Raw genomic sequence first — 17,894 nt, forward strand, 5'->3', positions numbered from 1 at the left:
TCTCCTTTATGGGTAATTCTATTTAACCTAAAAGTTTATTTTCGATTTATAATACACATATTTGAAATGGGTTGTCAATAATATTTTTCTTAAGAAATCACTAATTGTTAAGGCTTCTTGTTTTGGCTGTGGTGGAAGATTCAATCTCATCAGTATTTATAATTCCCTCTATAATGGCTTTCACTACAGCTTCTGTCCTAGTTCTAACACCCAATTTTCGAATAATGTTAGAGATATGATTTTTTACTGTTTTATCACTAATAAATAATTGCCCACCTACTTCTTGATTGTTATATCCACCCCCAACCAATAGTAAGATTTCTATTTCTCTCTTAGATAAATCATATGGATTGATCCCTGTTTTAATATGATTAAAATTCATATTCGCTCTTTCAGATTTAAGTTCAAGGTAATCGTACAATAAACCCTGAGTTGCATTGTGGTGAAGATAGACTCCACCATTTTCTATTATTGAAATAGCATCCAATAAAACAGGTGCAGGAATATTTAAAGGTATGTACCCTTTTACTCCATGAAGAAGTATCTCGGAATTAAATTTTTGATTTATGGATTTTGATAGAACAAGTTTTTTTGTATATGGCAACAATTTATTAATCTTTTCTAAGACACTAATCCCTTTATTATCTTCATCAATACAAGTTGTCATAAGTAGATCAGGATCTAATTCTATTAGTTTTGGAATCTCCTCTTCTCGATGTGAAAAAGTATGAACAACAATGTCTGTTCTTTCTTTCATTTCTATTATCCGCTTCAATCCTTCTGCCAACTGTATGTCATTATCCATCACAGCAATATTTTGTATCAATTTGCCCTCACTCCCTGCAGTAATATTTAATCTATTAAAAAAGAAAACAGCCCCCTATTAATAAATGTTCAGATAAACTGACAAAATGAAGAACATTTATTAATAGGGGGCTTCCCTTTAATTTATTGAATTACTTTAATTATATATACAATATATATAATTAGCAATATACCAATGCTTATACTATTGAAATACTTACCTAATATTGACATTTTATTAACATTTGGTTATAATAGTATTACATATTTTATACGTATAATTATTGAGGTGGTGACAATTATGTTAAATACAATTTTAGGATTTATTCATGCCCGGATGGAATATAAAAGAGGATATGATAGCGGTCTACCTGGTTTAATAGCCATTATATTATTCATTCTTTTTATTGTCTTCTTTAAGCAGGTTACAGCAGTATTAGAATTTATAGGAGTTATACCATTCTTAGAGAGCATTGGAATTATAACGAGTAATCCAGAAGAAACTTTTTCAAAGTTGATAGCCTTTGGAGTTGTGAGTTTTATTTGCATGATTTTAATAGTATTAATATCTATTGGAATAGTCTATCTTATTCCTGTGTTTGGATTTGTATTTTTGATTGTGGCTGCGATCATACTGTCACCTATGGTGATATTAAATTATATTGGACCTTGGAAAAAAGGAGGGAAACATTGGAAAGCACGTTTTCTTGGTAGAGAGCGTTTTGAAGTATCTGGAGATAAGGTTAGGAATGATGTTAATAGGATGCCAAAAACGGATGAAAAAGTGTTTTATATAGGTGTAACAAAGGACAATAAAGATTACTTTGTCTTACCTCATATAGAAGAAAAAGAATCTCACTTAAAATGCCAAAGAATAGAACTACATAATTTTGAGATGAATAAAACCTACCCCTTGTTTTGCTATGAACCTCATCATGATATTCACCTTCAAGATTTTGACTATTTCGTATTAACAGATACACCCTGGTTTAGAAAATTTATGATGGTATATTCGGAAAGTATTCTTTTAGATAATCCTAGTATTAGGAGTAAAAACCACTTAGTAAAAAGCTATAGTGAATATGTAAAATGGGAAAATATGATTCGAAAAGAAGAATATGAAGATAAATTGAATCATTTATTGATAAAACTAAATGAAGTAAATGACACTAAACGTCCTGATTATCCCCACTGTGTTGAAAATGTAACAGAAGAATTGAAACAACTTCAAAATAAGTATAATATCGTTACAGAGGGATTTTAAAAGGCGGGATTAAATGAAAAAAATGCGAAAAAACAGTCATTCTTTAGAAGGTTTACAAGATTTAACCGAGCCACATCGATCACACATAACTACCACTAAAGAATGGGATGAATACGCAAAACAAAATGGTCTACCCAGTTCAAGGATATTAGGCAATGCGTTTGGAACATGGAACACATTTAAAGAACATATGGGTATTCCAATAAATAAACACCAAAACTATATTAGTAGAAAATATACTAAAGAACAATTGCTTAGTTTAGCAAATGAATATAGCCAACACTTTACCTCAAAAGCTAAATGGAATGCTTTTGCTAAGGAGCACAAACTTCCTTTATATGAAGTTTTTCATTATCACAAGATTAAGTGGAAAGATATACAACGTCTCGCAAATATACCGTTCAGTGAATATTCAGATGAAGAACTCCTGAAACTCTCTGAACAGTATAAAGAGCATTTTGATACACGTGATAGTTGGGATGTATTCGCAGAGCAACATGGATTCCCTAAGTCTCAAACATTCCATAGAAGATTTGGTGGATGGATTGAATTTAAGAAAATGATTACTGGGTACGATAAAGAAGGGCTATTAAAAATTGCTCGCGAGCATTCATTACATTTTACAACTAAAGCTAATTGGGATAGATATGCGAAAACGAACAATCTCCCCGACTCTCAAGTGTTTTATCGTATGTTTGGTAAATGGAATACCATTAAGGCTTTGATAAAATAAACCCTCAAAGAGATAATGAAGTTGTTGAACTTTCATTTTAAGGAAGGCTGTAACCACCTGCCGTTTAATAGGTAGGTGGTTTTAAAATTGTTAAGAATTAGTTTTATTCGACAACATTGCCAGAATCGTATTATGAGGTCAGCCAGTCATTTTTGGATGATCAATTAAAAGCTATTACCCTAAAGGTAGCAGTTTTTTTGTACTATACCAAACCCACTACTAAAACACCCCAACTCAAAAGAGCAGGGGTTAAAATCTAATAAGCTATTAATTTCCATTTTCAGCATCTAAGATTGCTTGTACAATTACACTTAAATCTGTATCGTTAATTTCACCATCTAAATTTACGTCTGATTCTACTTCACTTACTTCTTCGCTTGATACTCCAGTATCATATGAAGCAATCGCAAGATCTCCAAGTGTTACCTTACCATCATTATTTACATCACCATCGGCTAATGTTACATTGATCTCTAATTCAGTTAAGGAAGGAGCATATTCATTTCCGTATTTATCAGCAACAAGACCATTTTCCACAACGATTTTTCCAAACCCACCAGAAAATTTTGCTTTAAATGTTAAGGTTACTAAAACAGCATCTTCATTTATACCGAAATCACGCCCTTGACTAGCAAGAATGTAACGTAATGCACTTCCCTCATCTTCTTCAGAATGATAAAAATCTAATCCTTCTCCAGCTGAAGCACCAACAAATTCAAATAATGTATCATCATAAGTTATGTTCAAATCTTCCGCATATATATCTTGTCCATTCTTCAACCAAACATCTACTGTGAATACCTCTGTACTAAATACTTCAGTTTTTTCAGTTTCTAGATCTAAAGTTAAATCGGTTGTACCCATGACATTTTCATTAAAAGGTAACAAGGTACCCCCTTCATCAATATCAATGGCATCTAAAGAGACTCTGGAATTGATTCCGAAATTATCTTCCACTACAATCTCAACAAAATGTTCTTTATCTTCCAAACCTAACAATTCAAAAAATACAATTTGATTCATTCCAGGATAGTCATTTTGAATGAATGGGTACTGTTGACCATCAACATAAACTATACCGTTGTTTGTATAATCATAGAAATTGTAGTCATACGTAGCTAATAGCTTTAGGTTTGAACCAGTAAAGTTGAATTTGATTTTGTCTCCTACCATTTCTATATTACTGTATGATCCTCCAAAAGGCATATTATAAGATTCAGTAAAAAAACCTCCTTCATAATTTATATTTCCATTTGTATCATCATACCTCGACCAACCTGGTTGTGGTGCATCAATAATCTGCTCACCTATATAGGCACTTGTCGTACTTGGCATTCCAACTAATGATAATATTAATGCAAATACAGAAAACATCATAACAGTGAAAGATTGCTTCGACAATTTCATAAAATAAATCCTCCTAAACTAGTTTAAATTTTTAGTAAAATTATACATTACAAGAATACATTACAACAATATTCCTTATTTTTCTACATTTTTTTCAGTGTTTATAATTCTATTTAAAAATTCATACAAATATTTTGTAGACACAATGTCAATTTAAAAGTCCCTTCTCCTTTATTGCAAAAAGGGTTTGACTTTTGTTAATATAGTCTTGAAAACAACTATTTAAGTCTGTTATATATAGGAATCTCCTACTGTTTATAACTAAAAAAGATTACTCAAAAATCTTGTTATTCCACAATCTGGCCCAAGTATTAATTATCATCATTATAGAACCACCTCCTAATATGAATAATTTGTTAACAAAGTACAAATTTGTAGGCATATCCTAAAATAGAGAAAAATACATTAGTCAATTCTATTGAAAAGGAAAGGTTATTTTGCCATATAAAACATTATCTGAAGTACCTGTTTTGTTGGATAATAGCATATTAGAAAAGTATCAGTTAGAAGGGATAATTATAAGCCCTATTACTAAGGGTATAGGGATCTTACTACTCTCAGAACAAAGTGAATACACTCTTCGAATCTACTTAATTACAAAAGCTCCTGCTGAAAGGAATTTCAAGATTTCTCATGAACTAGAATCCTTCCAGTTTCCAACAGAGAAAGATAAAATGAATTTTATCGAACGTCTACCTGAAATGCCAGCTATTGAACTCATGCTTGCTATTAACCCACCACCCCAAAATATTACAAACTGATTCAATAACTATTTTTTACAAATGTCAATAAAAAAAGAGCATGAGTCATACCCATGCTCTTTTTAATGTTAAAGATTAATAACCAACTGATTCTCAACTGGTGTTTTTCTCGAACGTTTTTTATAACTCCTTATGTCTACCATCTGTATATCGTACATCTCAAATAAATCAAGCTGTCCACCTTCACTATTATACGTTTCAGCTGCAGTAAACAAGTTATGTTCTTCATCATATATTGCTTCTTTTCTCTTCGTATTAATCTCCTATAACCAGTACACCACACAACCTTCTGGTTTAATTGACTAAGTCTATCATAAGTTGTTCCAACACTTCTTTAATTATAGATTCTTCTACCATTTCTAAACCTTCTAGCTCTTTAGCGGAAAGTGTCGTACAATCTGTCGCGACATTAAAATCTGCGAAACAACTAGCTAAATCAGATGCTAAGGAAGTTTGTTCATCACGAGCATACTTAGCTAATTCCCCTAACCTACCTTTAGTCATTAGTGCATGTCCTCGTGCTGTCATGATTTTTAGGAATTGAGCCATTTGCTGAATACCATTATACATAGGTATAAACATCCTACACTCTTTATGTTGTCCTATTATATGACTGCGTTTTCCTGATTGATGACAACGTTAACCTCATAGCTTAATTTATTGAAGATAATTGTTGGCCATGCTTACATGTCCTGCCAAACTTCCACCAGCTTCATATTAGTGATAATGACCTGTAACCATAAACTTACTCCACGCACCTTAAAATGAGTATAATGCCCGTTTTATTTTTAATTTTAATTGTTAAATATAGGTATTATTGAAAAAAATAAAAATTGTTAAAGTTTTTAACAAAGGTGGTTGTATTTTCTTTTATTTTTTCTTCTTTTTAAGAATAGTAAAACAAAAGGAATATTTATATCTGAATATAGGTATTTTAAAAATAAATATCACTCGAATAGGAAACTGACTAAATAATAAATCCTAAAGTAATACTTAATAATAATTGCTTACAAATGAAAGGATCTCATCACCACTGTGCTGTGTTGAAGAAAGATATATATTTGTTACAATTTGCAAGGAGAACATATATATCTTCATACAAAATAAAAGACTATTTTTGTAAGAATATTACTTTAAGAGAGAAATATGATATAATCAAAAATAGAACAAATGTTCGTTTGTTGGTTCGTCTTTTCGTTTTGTATAGGTAAGGAGTGAAATGAAAATGGATAAAGATCCAGAAGCTTGTGGAAAAGACTTTGAATACTTTAAAAAGAGAGAGGGCGTTTTTTTTGAAAATGAACTAATTAAATCCTTTTTTACAGAAGATGTAAACCAGGCTCTATTTGTGAAAGCAATGAAGTATCCTACAAAAAAGAATAAAGAACTACTAGATTTAAAGTTTAAGAGGTTCTATTTTGATATAAGGTTTAAGTCATATATATCTTCAGCTATATACTATAATGCTATAAATTATGATAAAAGAAATCGTAAAATTTCACACAGATACCCATTAACCGTAGACCAACCCTTATACAAAAGTGAGGAAAACACTCAGAAAGACTTAATTAAAGATCCGCATTCCGAAATTGATGTTGAACGGATAATAAAAAGTGATGATATTAAGGATTATGTATCTAATCCTTTGTTATATAAAGCTCTTCAAATACTAACTCCAAAACAACAAGAGATAATTCATATGGCTTATATTAATAATTATAATGATACAACCATAGGTGAAAAACTTGGTAAGAGCCAGCAATCTGTTTCTAAAACACGTAAACATGCTATCCAAAAATTACAAAAGTACTTGGGTGGAAATAATATTAACTAAGTATAATTGAATTGTCTTAACTAGTAACTATAGAAGTTCCTGTCAGATCAAAAATTCATATTCAAATAAGGAGGTAAGAATTTATGTTATATGAATTAGTAAAAAAAGCGAAGGTAAATGAAGAAGCTTTAGAAAAAATCATACTACTGTTTGAACCAAAAATTAAAAAATCACTACTACTTACTAAATATGAGGAAAGAGATGATTTATCTCAAGAATTAAAACTTAAGATTACTAATTATATTAGATCTTACGATGTTGATTCAACTCCTGGTTTCTGGGAGATGAAAAATCAGTTATCGGCAAAAATAAAGAAATGAGTTTTTGTTACAATAATGATTAATTGAGAAATGTCAAAGACCAGAACATCATAGGGATTAAAGACTTGCAAGTAAGTAAGGTACAAAGAATAGTATTACATCTAAAGCAGTTAGTGGAATACCTTGGGTGAAATTTCGTAAAATGATGAAAATAAACTAAAGGTACAGTTTAGAAAATTGGTGTCATATCAAACAGGCATCGCCAATTTTACAATCGATAAAAATATCATTTCATAATCGAAAATTATTGGTGACTAGGAGTCATCAGGGGACTGCTGTTGAATATTTGATCACTTCTAGTCTACCAACTAATTGGTGGTTTAAGATGGCATGCATTATCACTACATAGTTTACTATTTTTATGTTGAGTAAAAGCTTAAGAATAATCAATTTTATTTCTTTTTTAAGTAAAATAGAGAGTACGTATCAGGAATACAAGATGGTATAACGCTCTTGTAGCTTAGTATACCATTTAATTTTTGCAAAGGTGAAATATGTAGTAGTGTATCAATTGAACTTTCGGATTTTGTATTTATTTAATTCACCTAAATCTATCTCCATTAAGGAAGGAATTTTTAGAAATCTTTCAAAATCTCCTTTTTCTAATATCCATTCACGATAAAAAAATCCTTTTTGTATTTTTTTAATTAATTCTTTATCTAGTATATCTGATAATTTTATTTCTCGGTCATCATGCTTTTTAATTTCTGGATTATGATGAGGAGGGAGAATATCAGAATTGTCATGAATTTTATGTACTTCCCTACTTAAAGATCTGACTTCGATCACTTGGTCATCTTTTAATAAAGTGTAGCCTACACCAAACAAAAGGTACTCATTAGTATTGTTCATATTCATCTATTAACTCTCCTTTACTCATATAACTTTTTAGAAATCATGTCATAACAGAATCATTTCTAAAATTACTGATTTTGTGCAGCTTCAAGTAGTCGCAAAACAAGGTTTTTTTATTTAAAATGTAGTTGTATTCGATTGCTAAAGAAAATTGACTATAGTAACAAAAGTTAATGTTTGTTAACTGTGACAAACTAATACATACTTTAATCATGATGATTTAACTCTAACAATTTAGCTAATAGGAAATATTGAAAAAGAATATTAGAGTTTCTTATTATATATTAATTATGAGGCCCTCTCTTTAAATATATCAATAATAAGATTTAATTACCATACAATCAATTTTATTACATTTAAGTATCTAAATACCTTTAAAATGGTTTGTTAAAAGTTATTATATTATTTTTGGTAAAGACGAAAAGGTCTATGTATATCACAAAAATGTGATTGATGCATTGGAAGATAAAGAAAACTAAATATATCTAGAAAATTAGTAATAGATGAAGTAAGAAATATCTCTATTAACGAAATACAAACTTTTAATGTTTTGACAGGAATTTCAGTAGATATTTTTTGCAAGTAGTCGTTTCTAGCGTTCGATTTTTTTTGTAGACTACAATTAGTTTCACTTTTTTGCGTCTTGAGAGAATACGCTGAGTATTAGCTAACTTCTCTTCTAGAGTTCGAAAGAATTTAGGGTTTGAATACTCTATTCCATCTGAAAGAATAGCAAACTATTTAAGTCCCATATTCACGCTTTCAAAATACTTTTTCATGATGTTGATGAGAGAACCACCAGTAGTTAGCAGACAGAACCTTTCTACCAAAACATTTCTTTCCATAACTTCTTTCTTACTTGTGGAAAGTCCTTTTTAATCATTCGAGAACTGGCACTCATAGACTTTTTATCATCAAAATCTTTCTGCGATATTTAATGACTAACACAAGATTGGAATGCATCAAGAACACTAAGTAGTTATTACTATCTAATTTCATTAGCGTAACCAAAACTATTTTCTTCGGCAAACAAGGTGAGGTTAACGAAAGCACAATAGAGCATCAATTGCAAAAGAGCCAGTGCCTGAAACATAATTATTAATACCATCAGTATCTGGGATACTCTGGACTAACAAAAGCAGATGAATTTAAAAACGGACAGGTATTTTATTGAAGACCTATTGCATCATATGTTATCTAGAGTGGGAACATATCAATCTACTAGATGAATACCATTTTAATTCAGAGAATGTAGTCTCATTAAATTCTTTAAGACCATTGAAACTTTGCTAGCGTTGTTAATATTGGGGAAATCATCCTGGAAATGGGCTTAGCGTTATAAATCCGCATTACCCCATTATCGGAGTGCTTTTAGTTTTCATTTAAATTTAATTGAATAAGTTAGATTTATTTATATTTTTTCTAAAAAAATACTGGAATGGTTGCTTTTTATTACTCCAAAAGGACTTTAAGTATTGTAAGCAACGTTGATTACAAAAAAATAATTATAAGGAGATTGATATTATGGCAACTTTTACTTTAAGTGCTAGTAAAAATGGTGACGATGAAATCAAATTTTCAGTGAAAAATACAGGAGATTCCAGAGCACAATTTCATTTAGCAGTACTTCCTGCTCCTGGCCTATCATCAGAAATGAGACAAACTTATATTTTTGATGACTTTGTGTATATTGATCCTGGTGAAACTGTTACTGAAACTGTGGGTATTTCAATATATTCTGAATTTAAGGTGCAAATTACAAAGTACCCAGGTAAATCCTATGCAGAAAAACTAAGTAAAATCCTAGGTTTTAAAATTTCTTTGCCTGAAACCCATACTCATTTTTATGACCTAGGTGATGAACTAGAAGATGATCTTAATAGATGGTTGTGGACAGCTGGTTTAGGATTTGCATTATATAAAAGATCAGGATGGGGATTACTTATAGCACTTGCCATGGGTGCAGCCGACATTATTTATGAGATTTATGATGACGACAAGCCTGATCCAGTTAGGGGTAATTATGAAGTAGCAAGGTTATGGCAAGAAGGGAATAAAATTAAAGGTGAACTTAAAGTCTACAGTACTGATGCTAGCATTGGTTTGATGTGGGATTCAGGACCAAGAACTGTTCAGGAATATTTTACTTTTTAACCAATATATTGAAGCCATCATTAAGATGGCTTCATTTTAATTCATTTATAATAGTATTGATTTCTATATTAACAATAGAATAAATTATTAAAAAGGTTATTATCCCTACAATAAACAAAATAATGAAACTTTTTTTGAATGGTGTTTTATTTAGTTTCTTTGATAACATGAAAAATAATAACATTATAAAAATTGCACTATTTAAAAACTTTAATTGATTATTAAGATTTATTCCTCTATAAAATGCTCTAACATTTTGATCATTTATTTCAATGTTCAATGTTTCCTTTGTGCCAATCCCTAAAATTCTATACTTTCGTATTTCATATTCTCCTTCTTTTTTAATTGTGTCAAACTTATAACCTCCAAATAAATCTGGAATTTGATAATAACCGTTCGCAAATACATATACAAATGCTAAAATTATTATTGGGAAAGCAATAATATATTGTTTTTTCATTTTTCCTCCCACAATAAGATAGTTTATTCCTAAAATAAACAAAAGCACTCCTTCTTTAAGATAATTTTAGCACACAAATGAAAAATATAAACGATTATTCAATACCTTACTAAATATACTTATTGTTGAACTACCCACCACTTATCAGACCTCACGGTCATGGTTGAAGTAGGGAATTCCTAAGTACAAAAACCTAACGGTCTCTAATTGATTAGACTATCTCCGTAGTTCCTACGGTTAAGAGCCTAATGGTTAGTATTTCATCTCTCTTTAGCTGAAGTTGAAGTTCAAACATATCTTATCCGTTTTTAACAGCCTCTTTTAAAGATTTACCTGCTGAAAAGGCAGGACTCTTACTTGCTGCGATTTCGATTTCTTCACCAGTTTGTTGATTACGCCCTTCTCGAGCTGACAACACAATTCACAATCGACATTCCCCAATATTTATGGTCTTATATCATATTAATTTTTCTATTAACATAAAAAATCCTTCCCAAGACTCTATTATTATGATTTTACAACTTTTTAGTATCTCTATATTCAACAGCTGTTGTACAATAAACCCCCTACTTCAAACTACATTTACTATTTATTTAGTTTATATAAATGTTCTTACCAACAAAACCGTGTTTTACATTGATTGTTTTACATTGATCTTACATTCAAAGGGTCCTCTTATCTCCCAACATCATTTGATCCTTACTTTAAAGCGACAGTTCTTTTGTAACATTATTGTTGATTCTTGTAGATTAGGTTGTTTTTTTTTATTTGAACGGTTCTTTATATATGGAGAAAAATCCTTTGCTTATTATTAGACTTCTCTTCCGAACAAATTCAGTAGGAACTTAAAGGAGGAATTTTATACATGGTAATTGCATTAGGAGAGCTTAAAAACCCCATATTAATAGGCTTTTTCAAACAAAACAAGACTAGAAAACTACTATATGAAGAGTATCTTAGAACAGAAGATTCTTCTCATATAAGGGAGCTCGAAAACAACTTCAATGAATATTACTTTAAGGTTCGTATTTTGGCCTATTTCAATAAATACTTACAGTTCAATGCTATAAAATACGATGCTAAACAGAGGAAACAGCAGCAAAGATTTCAATTGATTTTAGACAAAAGTATCGATGAAGAAAATAACACGATTTTAGACAACATTGCAGATGAAAACTCAAATATTAACATTGAAGAAATCGAAATAAGCGTTAATGATTTTGTGAAAAATACAAAACTCAGAAATGCCGTTAACACACTTACAATTCAACAAAAACAGGTTTTATATCTTTATTATGTAGACGAGCTGAAGGATGTTGAGATAGCTAAGAAATTACATGTATCAAGACAGTCTATTACAAAATGTAGGAATACTGCATTAAATAAACTAAGGAGGTATTTTGATGTTAGAAGGAGTTGAATTTATTCCCTTAATAGGTAATTTTGGCTTTCCAATTGCTTTAGTAGTGTACTTGTTAATTAGGTTTGAAAATAAAATTGAAAGTCTAGAGCAATCTATTAATAATCTTGCAGAATCTATGCGAAGAGGTGGATGAGTTAAGTTGCTAAACAAAGAAGAAAAGATATTAAAAGTTTTAGAAATATTAAATCCTAAAATCAAATCAGTATTGCGACAAACTACAAGAAATGAAAGAGAAGATTTAGAACAGAATTTGATTGAAGTAATAATTAAAAAGGTATCTTCAGGTGAATTTGAAGATGGAGAATCTTTGATGGAATTATTAAGCTTGGAAGAGAAGAGATATTCTAATAAATATTAATATTCTATGAGAACACTCTAAACGAGTGGGTGGATCTATTCTAATATGTTAGTAGAAGGTAAAGGTGGTGTTATATACATCTTGCCTCTTTTTTTGGTTAGATTTCCCTATTTCAATGAAAGATTTTGGTGATGCCACTGAAAAGTATGTAAAGAACTAATTCCCCCCTGCTTAGCAAGTTGTTTTACTGATGTGAAGAATATCTTTGCATCACGATGGAAAATAACCACCAAAGTAACTATTACAACATTATTTTATAAACTGGTTGTTTATTTTAGTGTTTAGATTTCTTTATAAAGTACAGTTGGCCAACCTATCTGATACCAAGGGGGAGAAATGAATATGACGATAACATTCACACAATCAATTACTACTTATACTGTAAAATCAGGAGACAATCTAAGCAGCATCGCCCAACGATTTGGAATGACATTAGCAGAAATACAATCATTAAATAACATTAGTGATCCAAATAAAATTCAAATTGGACAAGTGCTAAAAGTCTACACTAATAGTGGTTCTAGTGACGGTGGAGGAACAGGAGACCCTAATCTGACTACGTACACCGTAGTATCGGGAGATAGTTTAAGTGGCATCGCCCAACGATTTGGAATGACGTTAGCAGAAATACAATCATTAAATAACATTAGTGACCCTAATAAAATTCAAGTTGGACAAGTACTAAAAGTCTACGCTAATAGTGGTTCTAGTGATGGTGGAGGTACAGAAGATCCTAATTTGACTACGTACACCGTAGTATCGGGAGATAGTTTAAGTGGCATCGCCCAACGATTTGGAATGACATTAGCAGAAATACAATCATTAAATAACATTAGTGACCCTAATAAAATTCAAGTTGGACAAGTACTAAAAGTTTACGCTAATAGTGGTTCTAGTGATGGTGGAGGTACAGAAGATCCTAATCTGACTACGTACATCGTAGTATCGGGAGATAGTTTAAGTGGCATCGCCCAACGATTTGGAATGACATTAGCAGAAATACAGTCATTAAATAACATTAGTGACCCTAATAAAATTCAAGTTGGACAAGTACTAAAAGTCTATGCTAATAGTGGTTCTAATGATGGTGGAGGCACAGAAGATCCTAATCTGACTACGTACACCGTAGTATCGGGAGATAGTTTAAGTGGCATCGCCCAACGATTTGGAATGACATTAGCAGAAATACAATCATTAAATAACATTAGTGACCCTAATAAAATTCAAATTGGACAAGTGCTAAAAGTCTATGCTAATAGTGGTACTGGAGATAACCCTGATTTACCAGACATTGGGGATGGTGGAGCGTCTGTAACTTATGTAACTGAAAGCCAATTGAATGAAATTGGATGGTCAAGTCAATTTCTTTCAGAAGCTATCTTAAATGATTTGAATAGTTGCTTAGAAAGATATAACATAACAACTAGATCTAGGCTTTGTCATTTTATTAGTCAATGTAGTCATGAATCGGGAGCAGGTAGATGGACTAAAGAATTAGCGTCTGGTGAGGATTATGAAGGACGTACCGATTTAGGAAATACTGAACCTGGTGATGGTCCAAAGTACAAAGGTGGAGGTTACATTCAATTAACAGGTCGTTACAACTATACACAATTTGCTAATGCAATGGGCGATCCTGAAATTCTAAACCAAGGTGTGGATTATGTCGCAGCTAATTATCCATGGTCAAGTGCTGGATTTTGGTGGAATAATAATAATATGAATGCATTATGTGATACTAATCCAACCGTTGAAGCAGTAACAAGAAGAGTAAATGGTGGTACAAATGGCTTAGATGACCGTATTATGTATTACAACCGAGCTATTCAGGTATTCTAAAAAAATAAAATATAGTGTTAACTACAAAAGAGGGTGTTCATTTTTCAAACACCCTCTTCTTCTTATAAAATTAATAGAATGTCTAATTACTCAATCTTCATTTTTTTGATGAGATTTATGATTTTTTCATCGTTACCTGTGTCAACGGACACAAGTTTTGTATTTTTAATAATATCTGTGTAGAATTTTTCACCAGCAGGATAAATACCATCCCAACGCAAAGGAATATTGTAGACATTTATAGTGCCATCCCCATTACCACTATATGTTACTGAACCATCCACTAATCGAGAACCCGCTAACTGAATAACATCTTCCGGATAGTTAGCACTAGTGTCATCATTAAGATTAAGTGGTGTTCCAGCTAAAATACGACGAACGTATAATCCATCTATCTCTTGATTTGGCCCAAGTTGCAACCAAATTCTAGCATATTCAATTTCTGCATAAGAATATTTAGACAATGGATTATCTGCTTCGCTTTCAAACGAATTATTTACACCTTCCATTTTTACTTCTTCTGAAAAGGTTTCATTATAGTTTTCCGTTTTCGTTTCCTCTGTTTCTGTTGTGGACTCCGACTCAACTTCATTATTATCTATCTGGCTACTTTCTTCTGTAACGTCGAGTTTTTTTTCTGATTGGGTAGTAGACACATTATCTGAAGCACTTATAAATGATGCTTTGTTTGTACCGCTATTACAGCCAGCGAGCAATAGAATAAGTAATAATAGGGTAACATTACAAAACAACCCCTTTGATAGTTTCTTCATTTAATCATTCATTCCCCCTTCCATCAATCGTAATTGTGATATAGCGTAGCTTAGCTTGCTCTACTTATGCCAGTCAGCAATAATATTATATCATCGCGCCAGATTGTCGAAGATCGTTACTTGTAAATGATCTAAAATTTGACCGTGTTTACCTAATACTTAATATAATAATTATTACAAAAGATCTATTCAAAAGCCCTTTAGTTTAGTAAAGGTATCCTAGTAAATCAATATCCCCGTCTTTCCATTGTTCAGTACCCACTTTTTTAACCATAAGTTCATGAATCCTCTCATGACCTATTCCATAAGTTGTTTGGTCCTCATCATTTATTTGTAACCATTTACACTTACATTTTACTGATTTAAATCCTGCTTTCAAATATAATTTCTTATTGTCTGCAAACAAGAGTATAAAGTCAATAGACCTACCTTCACAGAAATTATCTATTTCAGAAAGTAATGATGAGCCCAAACCCTGTAAACGAAAATTATTCGATACACATAAATCAATTATTCCAAGTATCCTTATTCGCTTCCCGTTTAAGTTCATTACTCTATAATCTAATCCCACTTGACCAACAGGTTTATTGTTATAATCAAATGCAATAAATCGAAAATGAGGTAACTGTTTAAAATAAATTCTATCTTGTGGATAATCTCCTGGAAAACACTCTAATAGTAACTGCTGTAACTTAGCTCTTAATTCATCATTAATATCATATTCAAAAACTTTTTCAATTCTCAAGTCATCTTCTCCTTAACAATTAACTATTAGAATAAATAGTAGGAAATAATTTTCAGCTTTCAGTTTAAGCATATCTATACCATTATTTTCTTACATCATCATTAAAGACACTCTTTTTATGAAGCGCGCCATATTGCTGAAGATTCAAATTATAATAGCCTTAAAAGAGAATAGTAACAGTCTTCAAAAAAAGCATTCCGTTTGTTTAAGTACATTTATGCACAATACCTAAACACTAATCAGTTTTTTAGTACTTTTATTTATTTCTTAACGTGTTTAAATCTGGAATACGTTTATAAATATCTGATACCTCATCTATAACCTCTAATTTGAATTTATCTCCGCCATTTCCTGTCATAGCAGTATTGACATATCCATAGATTACTTTTAACAATGATTTAGCATCATCATCTGAAAGATTCCTAATAGCAGTTATTGTATTCTCAAACTCATTAGTATCAGTAGTTTTCTTCAACATAATCCCTCCTAAATATTAAAAAAATCATTGGACATAGTATAAATGCAATACTCGAGAAATGTAGCATTAGATATCTTTCTTACAAATAATAGATTGGTTTATGTCTAACCTAAGGTTTAATTGTTAAAACCTGATTGTCATTCACATCTGTAATAAAATGTTAATTAATGAATTTTGGAGTGTTTATATAAATAGATTTCTTCTTTCTATCCATTACACCCTTCTACATAAAGTCATTATCTATAATGAATTACTGATACTTTCGTGAAACTAAAAATTCTACTAACGGTAACAAAACCATCGCTATACCCATAATCCCTAAGATAAAGAAGTTATATGTACCGTTTAAAGAATAATCCAAGAAGACAAAGATTAATATAATTACTACTAAAATATAATAGCTAATTTTTGAACTTTGCTCGGTAATCTTTCTTCCTAATTCTTCATTCTGTAAAATCCCATCTTTTTCTTTTTCTCCTCCCCATGTAATAGCAGAAAAAAACACCATAAATAAACTACTAAACACAAAGATTTCATTAAATCCAACTTCTTTACCTGTAATGATTTTAAAGATTGTAAAACCAAGTACAGCTAAAGTTGCTAATCCGAAAATAAGTCCCCCAACTTTTCTAGTACTCATGATTTATCTTTCTTCCTCCTTTGTATAATAATTGATTACTCTAAATGTCATCTCCTCTTTTAGGATTAAAAACTTCTTCCATAGGTTTATTTAGGTGGAATGCAATATCAAAAGCTAATTGAAGACTGGGGTCATATTTATTATTTTCAATTGCATTTACTGTCTGCCTACTAACATTACATAGATCGGCTAACTTACCCTGTGATAAACCTTTTTTCTCTCTGTATTGTTTAATTTTATTTTCCAATTTATTGTCACCACCACAAACAAGGTGTAAAACATGTTTTACACCTTGTATTGTATAAAAAGACCAATTAATTGTCAAAGGTTTTTTACAATCATTTCTTTACCTTCAACTATTTTATTATTCATATACATACGTATATCTTTATCAACTTCCTTATTTCAGTAACTATTTTTATCATTATTATTCCACAACATCTCCCTAAAATGAAGAAAAGCACTAACCCTTGTTACAGGTTAGCGCCATATCGTATTATGAGGTCAGCCAGTAACATTTCTGGTTGACCTATTTTTAATAGGTATTAATCTTAAGGTAGTCGGGGTAGAACGCTAGCGCCATTGGGACTCGATCCCGTCGGCAATACTGTTCACCTCCTACTTGTAGAAACATGTTTGAGGCTGGTTGGGGTATAGACCCCGTATAACAAGCGAAGCTATGAAACTACAAGTTATGTTAGGGGGCTACCGGCAAATATAATATAGGAAGTGATACATTATGGATCCAGTCATTGGCCTGGATGTCGCTAAAGGAGAAAGCCAAGTTCAAGCGTTTTTAGAAAGGAAAAATCCATACAAAAAGAGTTTTAAGTTTCAGCATACTAGAATGGGCTTACATGATTTTCACTTGTTTTATCTAGAGGTTGAGAAAAAAGTAGGAAAACCACCTTGCGTGATATTCGAGTCAACAGGACACTATCACGAGCCTGTTTTACAGTTTTTAGAACACCATGGTGTTACCTATTATTTAATTAATCCAGTAATTTCATACGAATCTAAGAAAGTTAGTTTACGAAAAGTCAAAA

The 17,894-nt window shown here is 31.2% G+C and carries 22 protein-coding genes and 4 pseudogenes; 12 read left to right on the forward strand and 14 right to left on the reverse strand.

From position 1 onward, the window contains the following. Positions 1 to 100: 100 nt before the first annotated feature. Positions 101 to 826 (reverse strand): response regulator transcription factor, encoded by a 726-nt coding sequence (locus JM172_RS14325; RefSeq protein ID WP_214483047.1) that lies wholly within the window; start codon positions 824 to 826, stop codon positions 101 to 103. A gap of 279 nt (positions 827 to 1,105) precedes the next feature. Here JM172_RS14325 and JM172_RS14330 point away from each other — a divergent pair, with 279 nt between their 5' ends. Both JM172_RS14330 and JM172_RS14335 read left to right on the forward strand, forming a co-directional pair. Further along, positions 1,106 to 2,068 carry a hypothetical protein gene (locus tag JM172_RS14330; protein ID WP_214483048.1) on the forward strand — a complete coding sequence of 321 codons (963 nt, stop codon included), beginning with the start codon at positions 1,106 to 1,108 and terminating at the stop codon, positions 2,066 to 2,068. A 13-nt stretch (positions 2,069 to 2,081) separates the two neighbouring features. Beyond that, positions 2,082 to 2,801, forward strand: a complete 720-nt coding sequence (locus JM172_RS14335) for a hypothetical protein (RefSeq protein ID WP_214483049.1) — start codon at positions 2,082 to 2,084, stop codon at positions 2,799 to 2,801. Between the two features lie 267 nt (positions 2,802 to 3,068). Here the strand turns inward: JM172_RS14335 and JM172_RS14340 are convergent, their stop codons facing one another. Then, positions 3,069 to 4,208 carry a cohesin domain-containing protein gene (locus JM172_RS14340; protein ID WP_214483050.1) on the reverse strand — a complete coding sequence of 380 codons (1,140 nt, stop codon included), beginning with the start codon at positions 4,206 to 4,208 and terminating at the stop codon, positions 3,069 to 3,071. 437 nt (positions 4,209 to 4,645) lie between these two features. Here JM172_RS14340 and JM172_RS14345 point away from each other — a divergent pair, with 437 nt between their 5' ends. After that, on the forward strand, positions 4,646 to 4,969 hold the full coding sequence (locus JM172_RS14345; protein ID WP_214483051.1) for a hypothetical protein: 324 nt from the start codon (positions 4,646 to 4,648) through the stop codon (positions 4,967 to 4,969). 68 nt (positions 4,970 to 5,037) lie between these two features. Here the strand turns inward: JM172_RS14345 and JM172_RS14350 are convergent, their stop codons facing one another. Next, the gene (locus JM172_RS14350) at positions 5,038 to 5,184 is read right to left on the reverse strand and encodes a hypothetical protein (protein WP_214483052.1); all 147 of its coding nucleotides are present in this window, start codon (positions 5,182 to 5,184) and stop codon (positions 5,038 to 5,040) included. 79 nt (positions 5,185 to 5,263) lie between these two features. Then, positions 5,264 to 5,539 (reverse strand): hypothetical protein, encoded by a 276-nt coding sequence (locus tag JM172_RS14355; RefSeq protein WP_214483053.1) that lies wholly within the window; start codon positions 5,537 to 5,539, stop codon positions 5,264 to 5,266. A 655-nt stretch (positions 5,540 to 6,194) separates the two neighbouring features. Here JM172_RS14355 and JM172_RS14360 point away from each other — a divergent pair. Then, positions 6,195 to 6,803 (forward strand): sigma-70 family RNA polymerase sigma factor, encoded by a 609-nt coding sequence (locus JM172_RS14360; RefSeq protein ID WP_214483054.1) that lies wholly within the window; start codon positions 6,195 to 6,197, stop codon positions 6,801 to 6,803. Positions 6,804 to 6,886: 83 nt separating this feature from the next. Further along, positions 6,887 to 7,123, forward strand: a complete 237-nt coding sequence (locus JM172_RS14365; RefSeq protein WP_214483055.1) for a helix-turn-helix domain-containing protein — start codon at positions 6,887 to 6,889, stop codon at positions 7,121 to 7,123. Positions 7,124 to 7,630: 507 nt separating this feature from the next. Here the strand turns inward: JM172_RS14365 and JM172_RS14370 are convergent. From JM172_RS14370 to JM172_RS14375, 3 genes and pseudogenes are all read right to left on the reverse strand, one after another. Continuing rightward, positions 7,631 to 7,981, reverse strand: coding sequence for a hypothetical protein (locus JM172_RS14370; protein WP_214483056.1), 351 nt, complete (start codon positions 7,979 to 7,981; stop codon positions 7,631 to 7,633). 555 nt (positions 7,982 to 8,536) lie between these two features. Then, positions 8,537 to 8,715: pseudogene (locus JM172_RS25665) on the reverse strand (IS200/IS605 family element RNA-guided endonuclease TnpB); the annotation flags it as partial. Further along, positions 8,716 to 8,977, reverse strand: a pseudogene (locus JM172_RS14375) (transposase). Positions 8,978 to 8,981: 4 nt separating this feature from the next. Between JM172_RS14375 and JM172_RS25450 the strand changes: the two are divergent. Both JM172_RS25450 and JM172_RS14380 read left to right on the forward strand, forming a co-directional pair. Further along, positions 8,982 to 9,271 (forward strand): annotated as a pseudogene (locus tag JM172_RS25450) (Tn3 family transposase); the annotation flags it as partial. Between the two features lie 231 nt (positions 9,272 to 9,502). Continuing rightward, positions 9,503 to 10,132 carry a hypothetical protein gene (locus JM172_RS14380; protein ID WP_214483057.1) on the forward strand — a complete coding sequence of 210 codons (630 nt, stop codon included), beginning with the start codon at positions 9,503 to 9,505 and terminating at the stop codon, positions 10,130 to 10,132. A gap of 31 nt (positions 10,133 to 10,163) precedes the next feature. Here JM172_RS14380 and JM172_RS14385 read toward each other — a convergent pair whose 3' ends face one another. Together JM172_RS14385 and JM172_RS14390 are read right to left on the reverse strand one after the other, a co-directional pair. Then, positions 10,164 to 10,592 carry a hypothetical protein gene (locus tag JM172_RS14385; protein WP_214483058.1) on the reverse strand — a complete coding sequence of 143 codons (429 nt, stop codon included), beginning with the start codon at positions 10,590 to 10,592 and terminating at the stop codon, positions 10,164 to 10,166. A gap of 298 nt (positions 10,593 to 10,890) precedes the next feature. Beyond that, positions 10,891 to 11,004 (reverse strand): annotated as a pseudogene (locus JM172_RS14390) (HU family DNA-binding protein); the annotation flags it as partial. Between the two features lie 453 nt (positions 11,005 to 11,457). On the opposite strand from JM172_RS14390, the gene JM172_RS14395 reads away from it, so the two are divergent. From JM172_RS14395 to JM172_RS14410, 4 genes are all read left to right on the forward strand, one after another. Continuing rightward, positions 11,458 to 12,012 carry a sigma factor-like helix-turn-helix DNA-binding protein gene (locus JM172_RS14395; protein WP_214483059.1) on the forward strand — a complete coding sequence of 185 codons (555 nt, stop codon included), beginning with the start codon at positions 11,458 to 11,460 and terminating at the stop codon, positions 12,010 to 12,012. Further along, complete coding sequence (locus JM172_RS14400; RefSeq protein ID WP_214483060.1) at positions 11,996 to 12,148, forward strand: YvrJ family protein; 153 nt, start codon at positions 11,996 to 11,998, stop codon at positions 12,146 to 12,148. Before JM172_RS14395 ends, JM172_RS14400 begins: the two co-directional genes overlap by 17 nt. A 6-nt stretch (positions 12,149 to 12,154) precedes the next feature. Next, positions 12,155 to 12,373 (forward strand): hypothetical protein, encoded by a 219-nt coding sequence (locus JM172_RS14405; protein ID WP_214483061.1) that lies wholly within the window; start codon positions 12,155 to 12,157, stop codon positions 12,371 to 12,373. A gap of 342 nt (positions 12,374 to 12,715) precedes the next feature. Further along, the gene (locus JM172_RS14410) at positions 12,716 to 14,212 is read left to right on the forward strand and encodes a LysM peptidoglycan-binding domain-containing protein (protein WP_214483062.1); all 1,497 of its coding nucleotides are present in this window, start codon (positions 12,716 to 12,718) and stop codon (positions 14,210 to 14,212) included. An 86-nt stretch (positions 14,213 to 14,298) separates the two neighbouring features. Here the strand turns inward: JM172_RS14410 and JM172_RS14415 are convergent, their stop codons facing one another. The 5 genes from JM172_RS14415 to JM172_RS14435 form a co-directional block, all read right to left on the reverse strand. Then, on the reverse strand, positions 14,299 to 14,985 hold the full coding sequence (locus tag JM172_RS14415) for a hypothetical protein (protein ID WP_214483063.1): 687 nt from the start codon (positions 14,983 to 14,985) through the stop codon (positions 14,299 to 14,301). 205 nt (positions 14,986 to 15,190) lie between these two features. Further along, positions 15,191 to 15,730 carry a GNAT family N-acetyltransferase gene (locus tag JM172_RS14420; protein ID WP_214483064.1) on the reverse strand — a complete coding sequence of 180 codons (540 nt, stop codon included), beginning with the start codon at positions 15,728 to 15,730 and terminating at the stop codon, positions 15,191 to 15,193. 256 nt (positions 15,731 to 15,986) lie between these two features. Next, positions 15,987 to 16,205 carry a hypothetical protein gene (locus tag JM172_RS14425; protein WP_214483065.1) on the reverse strand — a complete coding sequence of 73 codons (219 nt, stop codon included), beginning with the start codon at positions 16,203 to 16,205 and terminating at the stop codon, positions 15,987 to 15,989. Between the two features lie 253 nt (positions 16,206 to 16,458). After that, a complete protein-coding gene (locus tag JM172_RS14430) occupies positions 16,459 to 16,848 on the reverse strand; it encodes a hypothetical protein (protein ID WP_214483066.1) in 390 nt (129 codons plus the stop codon). Between the two features lie 40 nt (positions 16,849 to 16,888). Beyond that, positions 16,889 to 17,095 carry a helix-turn-helix transcriptional regulator gene (locus tag JM172_RS14435; RefSeq protein ID WP_214483072.1) on the reverse strand — a complete coding sequence of 69 codons (207 nt, stop codon included), beginning with the start codon at positions 17,093 to 17,095 and terminating at the stop codon, positions 16,889 to 16,891. A gap of 492 nt (positions 17,096 to 17,587) precedes the next feature. On the opposite strand from JM172_RS14435, the gene JM172_RS14440 reads away from it, so the two are divergent. Next, positions 17,588 to 17,894: IS110 family transposase (locus JM172_RS14440; RefSeq protein WP_214483067.1), on the forward strand; the 307-nt coding region annotated here is incomplete at its 3' end.

This window comes from Bacillus sp. SM2101, assembly GCF_018588585.1.
Classification (GTDB): domain Bacteria; phylum Bacillota; class Bacilli; order Bacillales; family SM2101; genus Nanhaiella; species Nanhaiella sioensis.

Bases quoted from the DNA above. Each gene is read 5' to 3' on its own strand.
- JM172_RS14385 (WP_214483058.1), bottom strand. From the start codon at position 10,592: ATGAAAAAACAATATATTATTGCTTTCCCAATAATAATTTTAGCATTT.
- JM172_RS14360 (WP_214483054.1), top strand. From the start codon at position 6,195: ATGGATAAAGATCCAGAAGCTTGTGGAAAAGACTTTGAATACTTTAAA.
- JM172_RS14355 (WP_214483053.1), bottom strand. From the start codon at position 5,539: ATGTATAATGGTATTCAGCAAATGGCTCAATTCCTAAAAATCATGACA.
- JM172_RS14380 (WP_214483057.1), top strand. From the start codon at position 9,503: ATGGCAACTTTTACTTTAAGTGCTAGTAAAAATGGTGACGATGAAATC.
- JM172_RS14400 (WP_214483060.1), top strand. From the start codon at position 11,996: ATGTTAGAAGGAGTTGAATTTATTCCCTTAATAGGTAATTTTGGCTTT.
- JM172_RS14330 (WP_214483048.1), top strand. From the start codon at position 1,106: ATGTTAAATACAATTTTAGGATTTATTCATGCCCGGATGGAATATAAA.
- JM172_RS14340 (WP_214483050.1), bottom strand. From the start codon at position 4,208: ATGAAATTGTCGAAGCAATCTTTCACTGTTATGATGTTTTCTGTATTT.
- JM172_RS14415 (WP_214483063.1), bottom strand. From the start codon at position 14,985: ATGAAGAAACTATCAAAGGGGTTGTTTTGTAATGTTACCCTATTATTA.
- JM172_RS14335 (WP_214483049.1), top strand. From the start codon at position 2,082: ATGAAAAAAATGCGAAAAAACAGTCATTCTTTAGAAGGTTTACAAGAT.
- JM172_RS14365 (WP_214483055.1), top strand. From the start codon at position 6,887: ATGTTATATGAATTAGTAAAAAAAGCGAAGGTAAATGAAGAAGCTTTA.
- JM172_RS14410 (WP_214483062.1), top strand. From the start codon at position 12,716: ATGACGATAACATTCACACAATCAATTACTACTTATACTGTAAAATCA.
- JM172_RS14430 (WP_214483066.1), bottom strand. From the start codon at position 16,848: ATGAGTACTAGAAAAGTTGGGGGACTTATTTTCGGATTAGCAACTTTA.
- JM172_RS14395 (WP_214483059.1), top strand. From the start codon at position 11,458: ATGGTAATTGCATTAGGAGAGCTTAAAAACCCCATATTAATAGGCTTT.
- JM172_RS14370 (WP_214483056.1), bottom strand. From the start codon at position 7,981: ATGAATATGAACAATACTAATGAGTACCTTTTGTTTGGTGTAGGCTAC.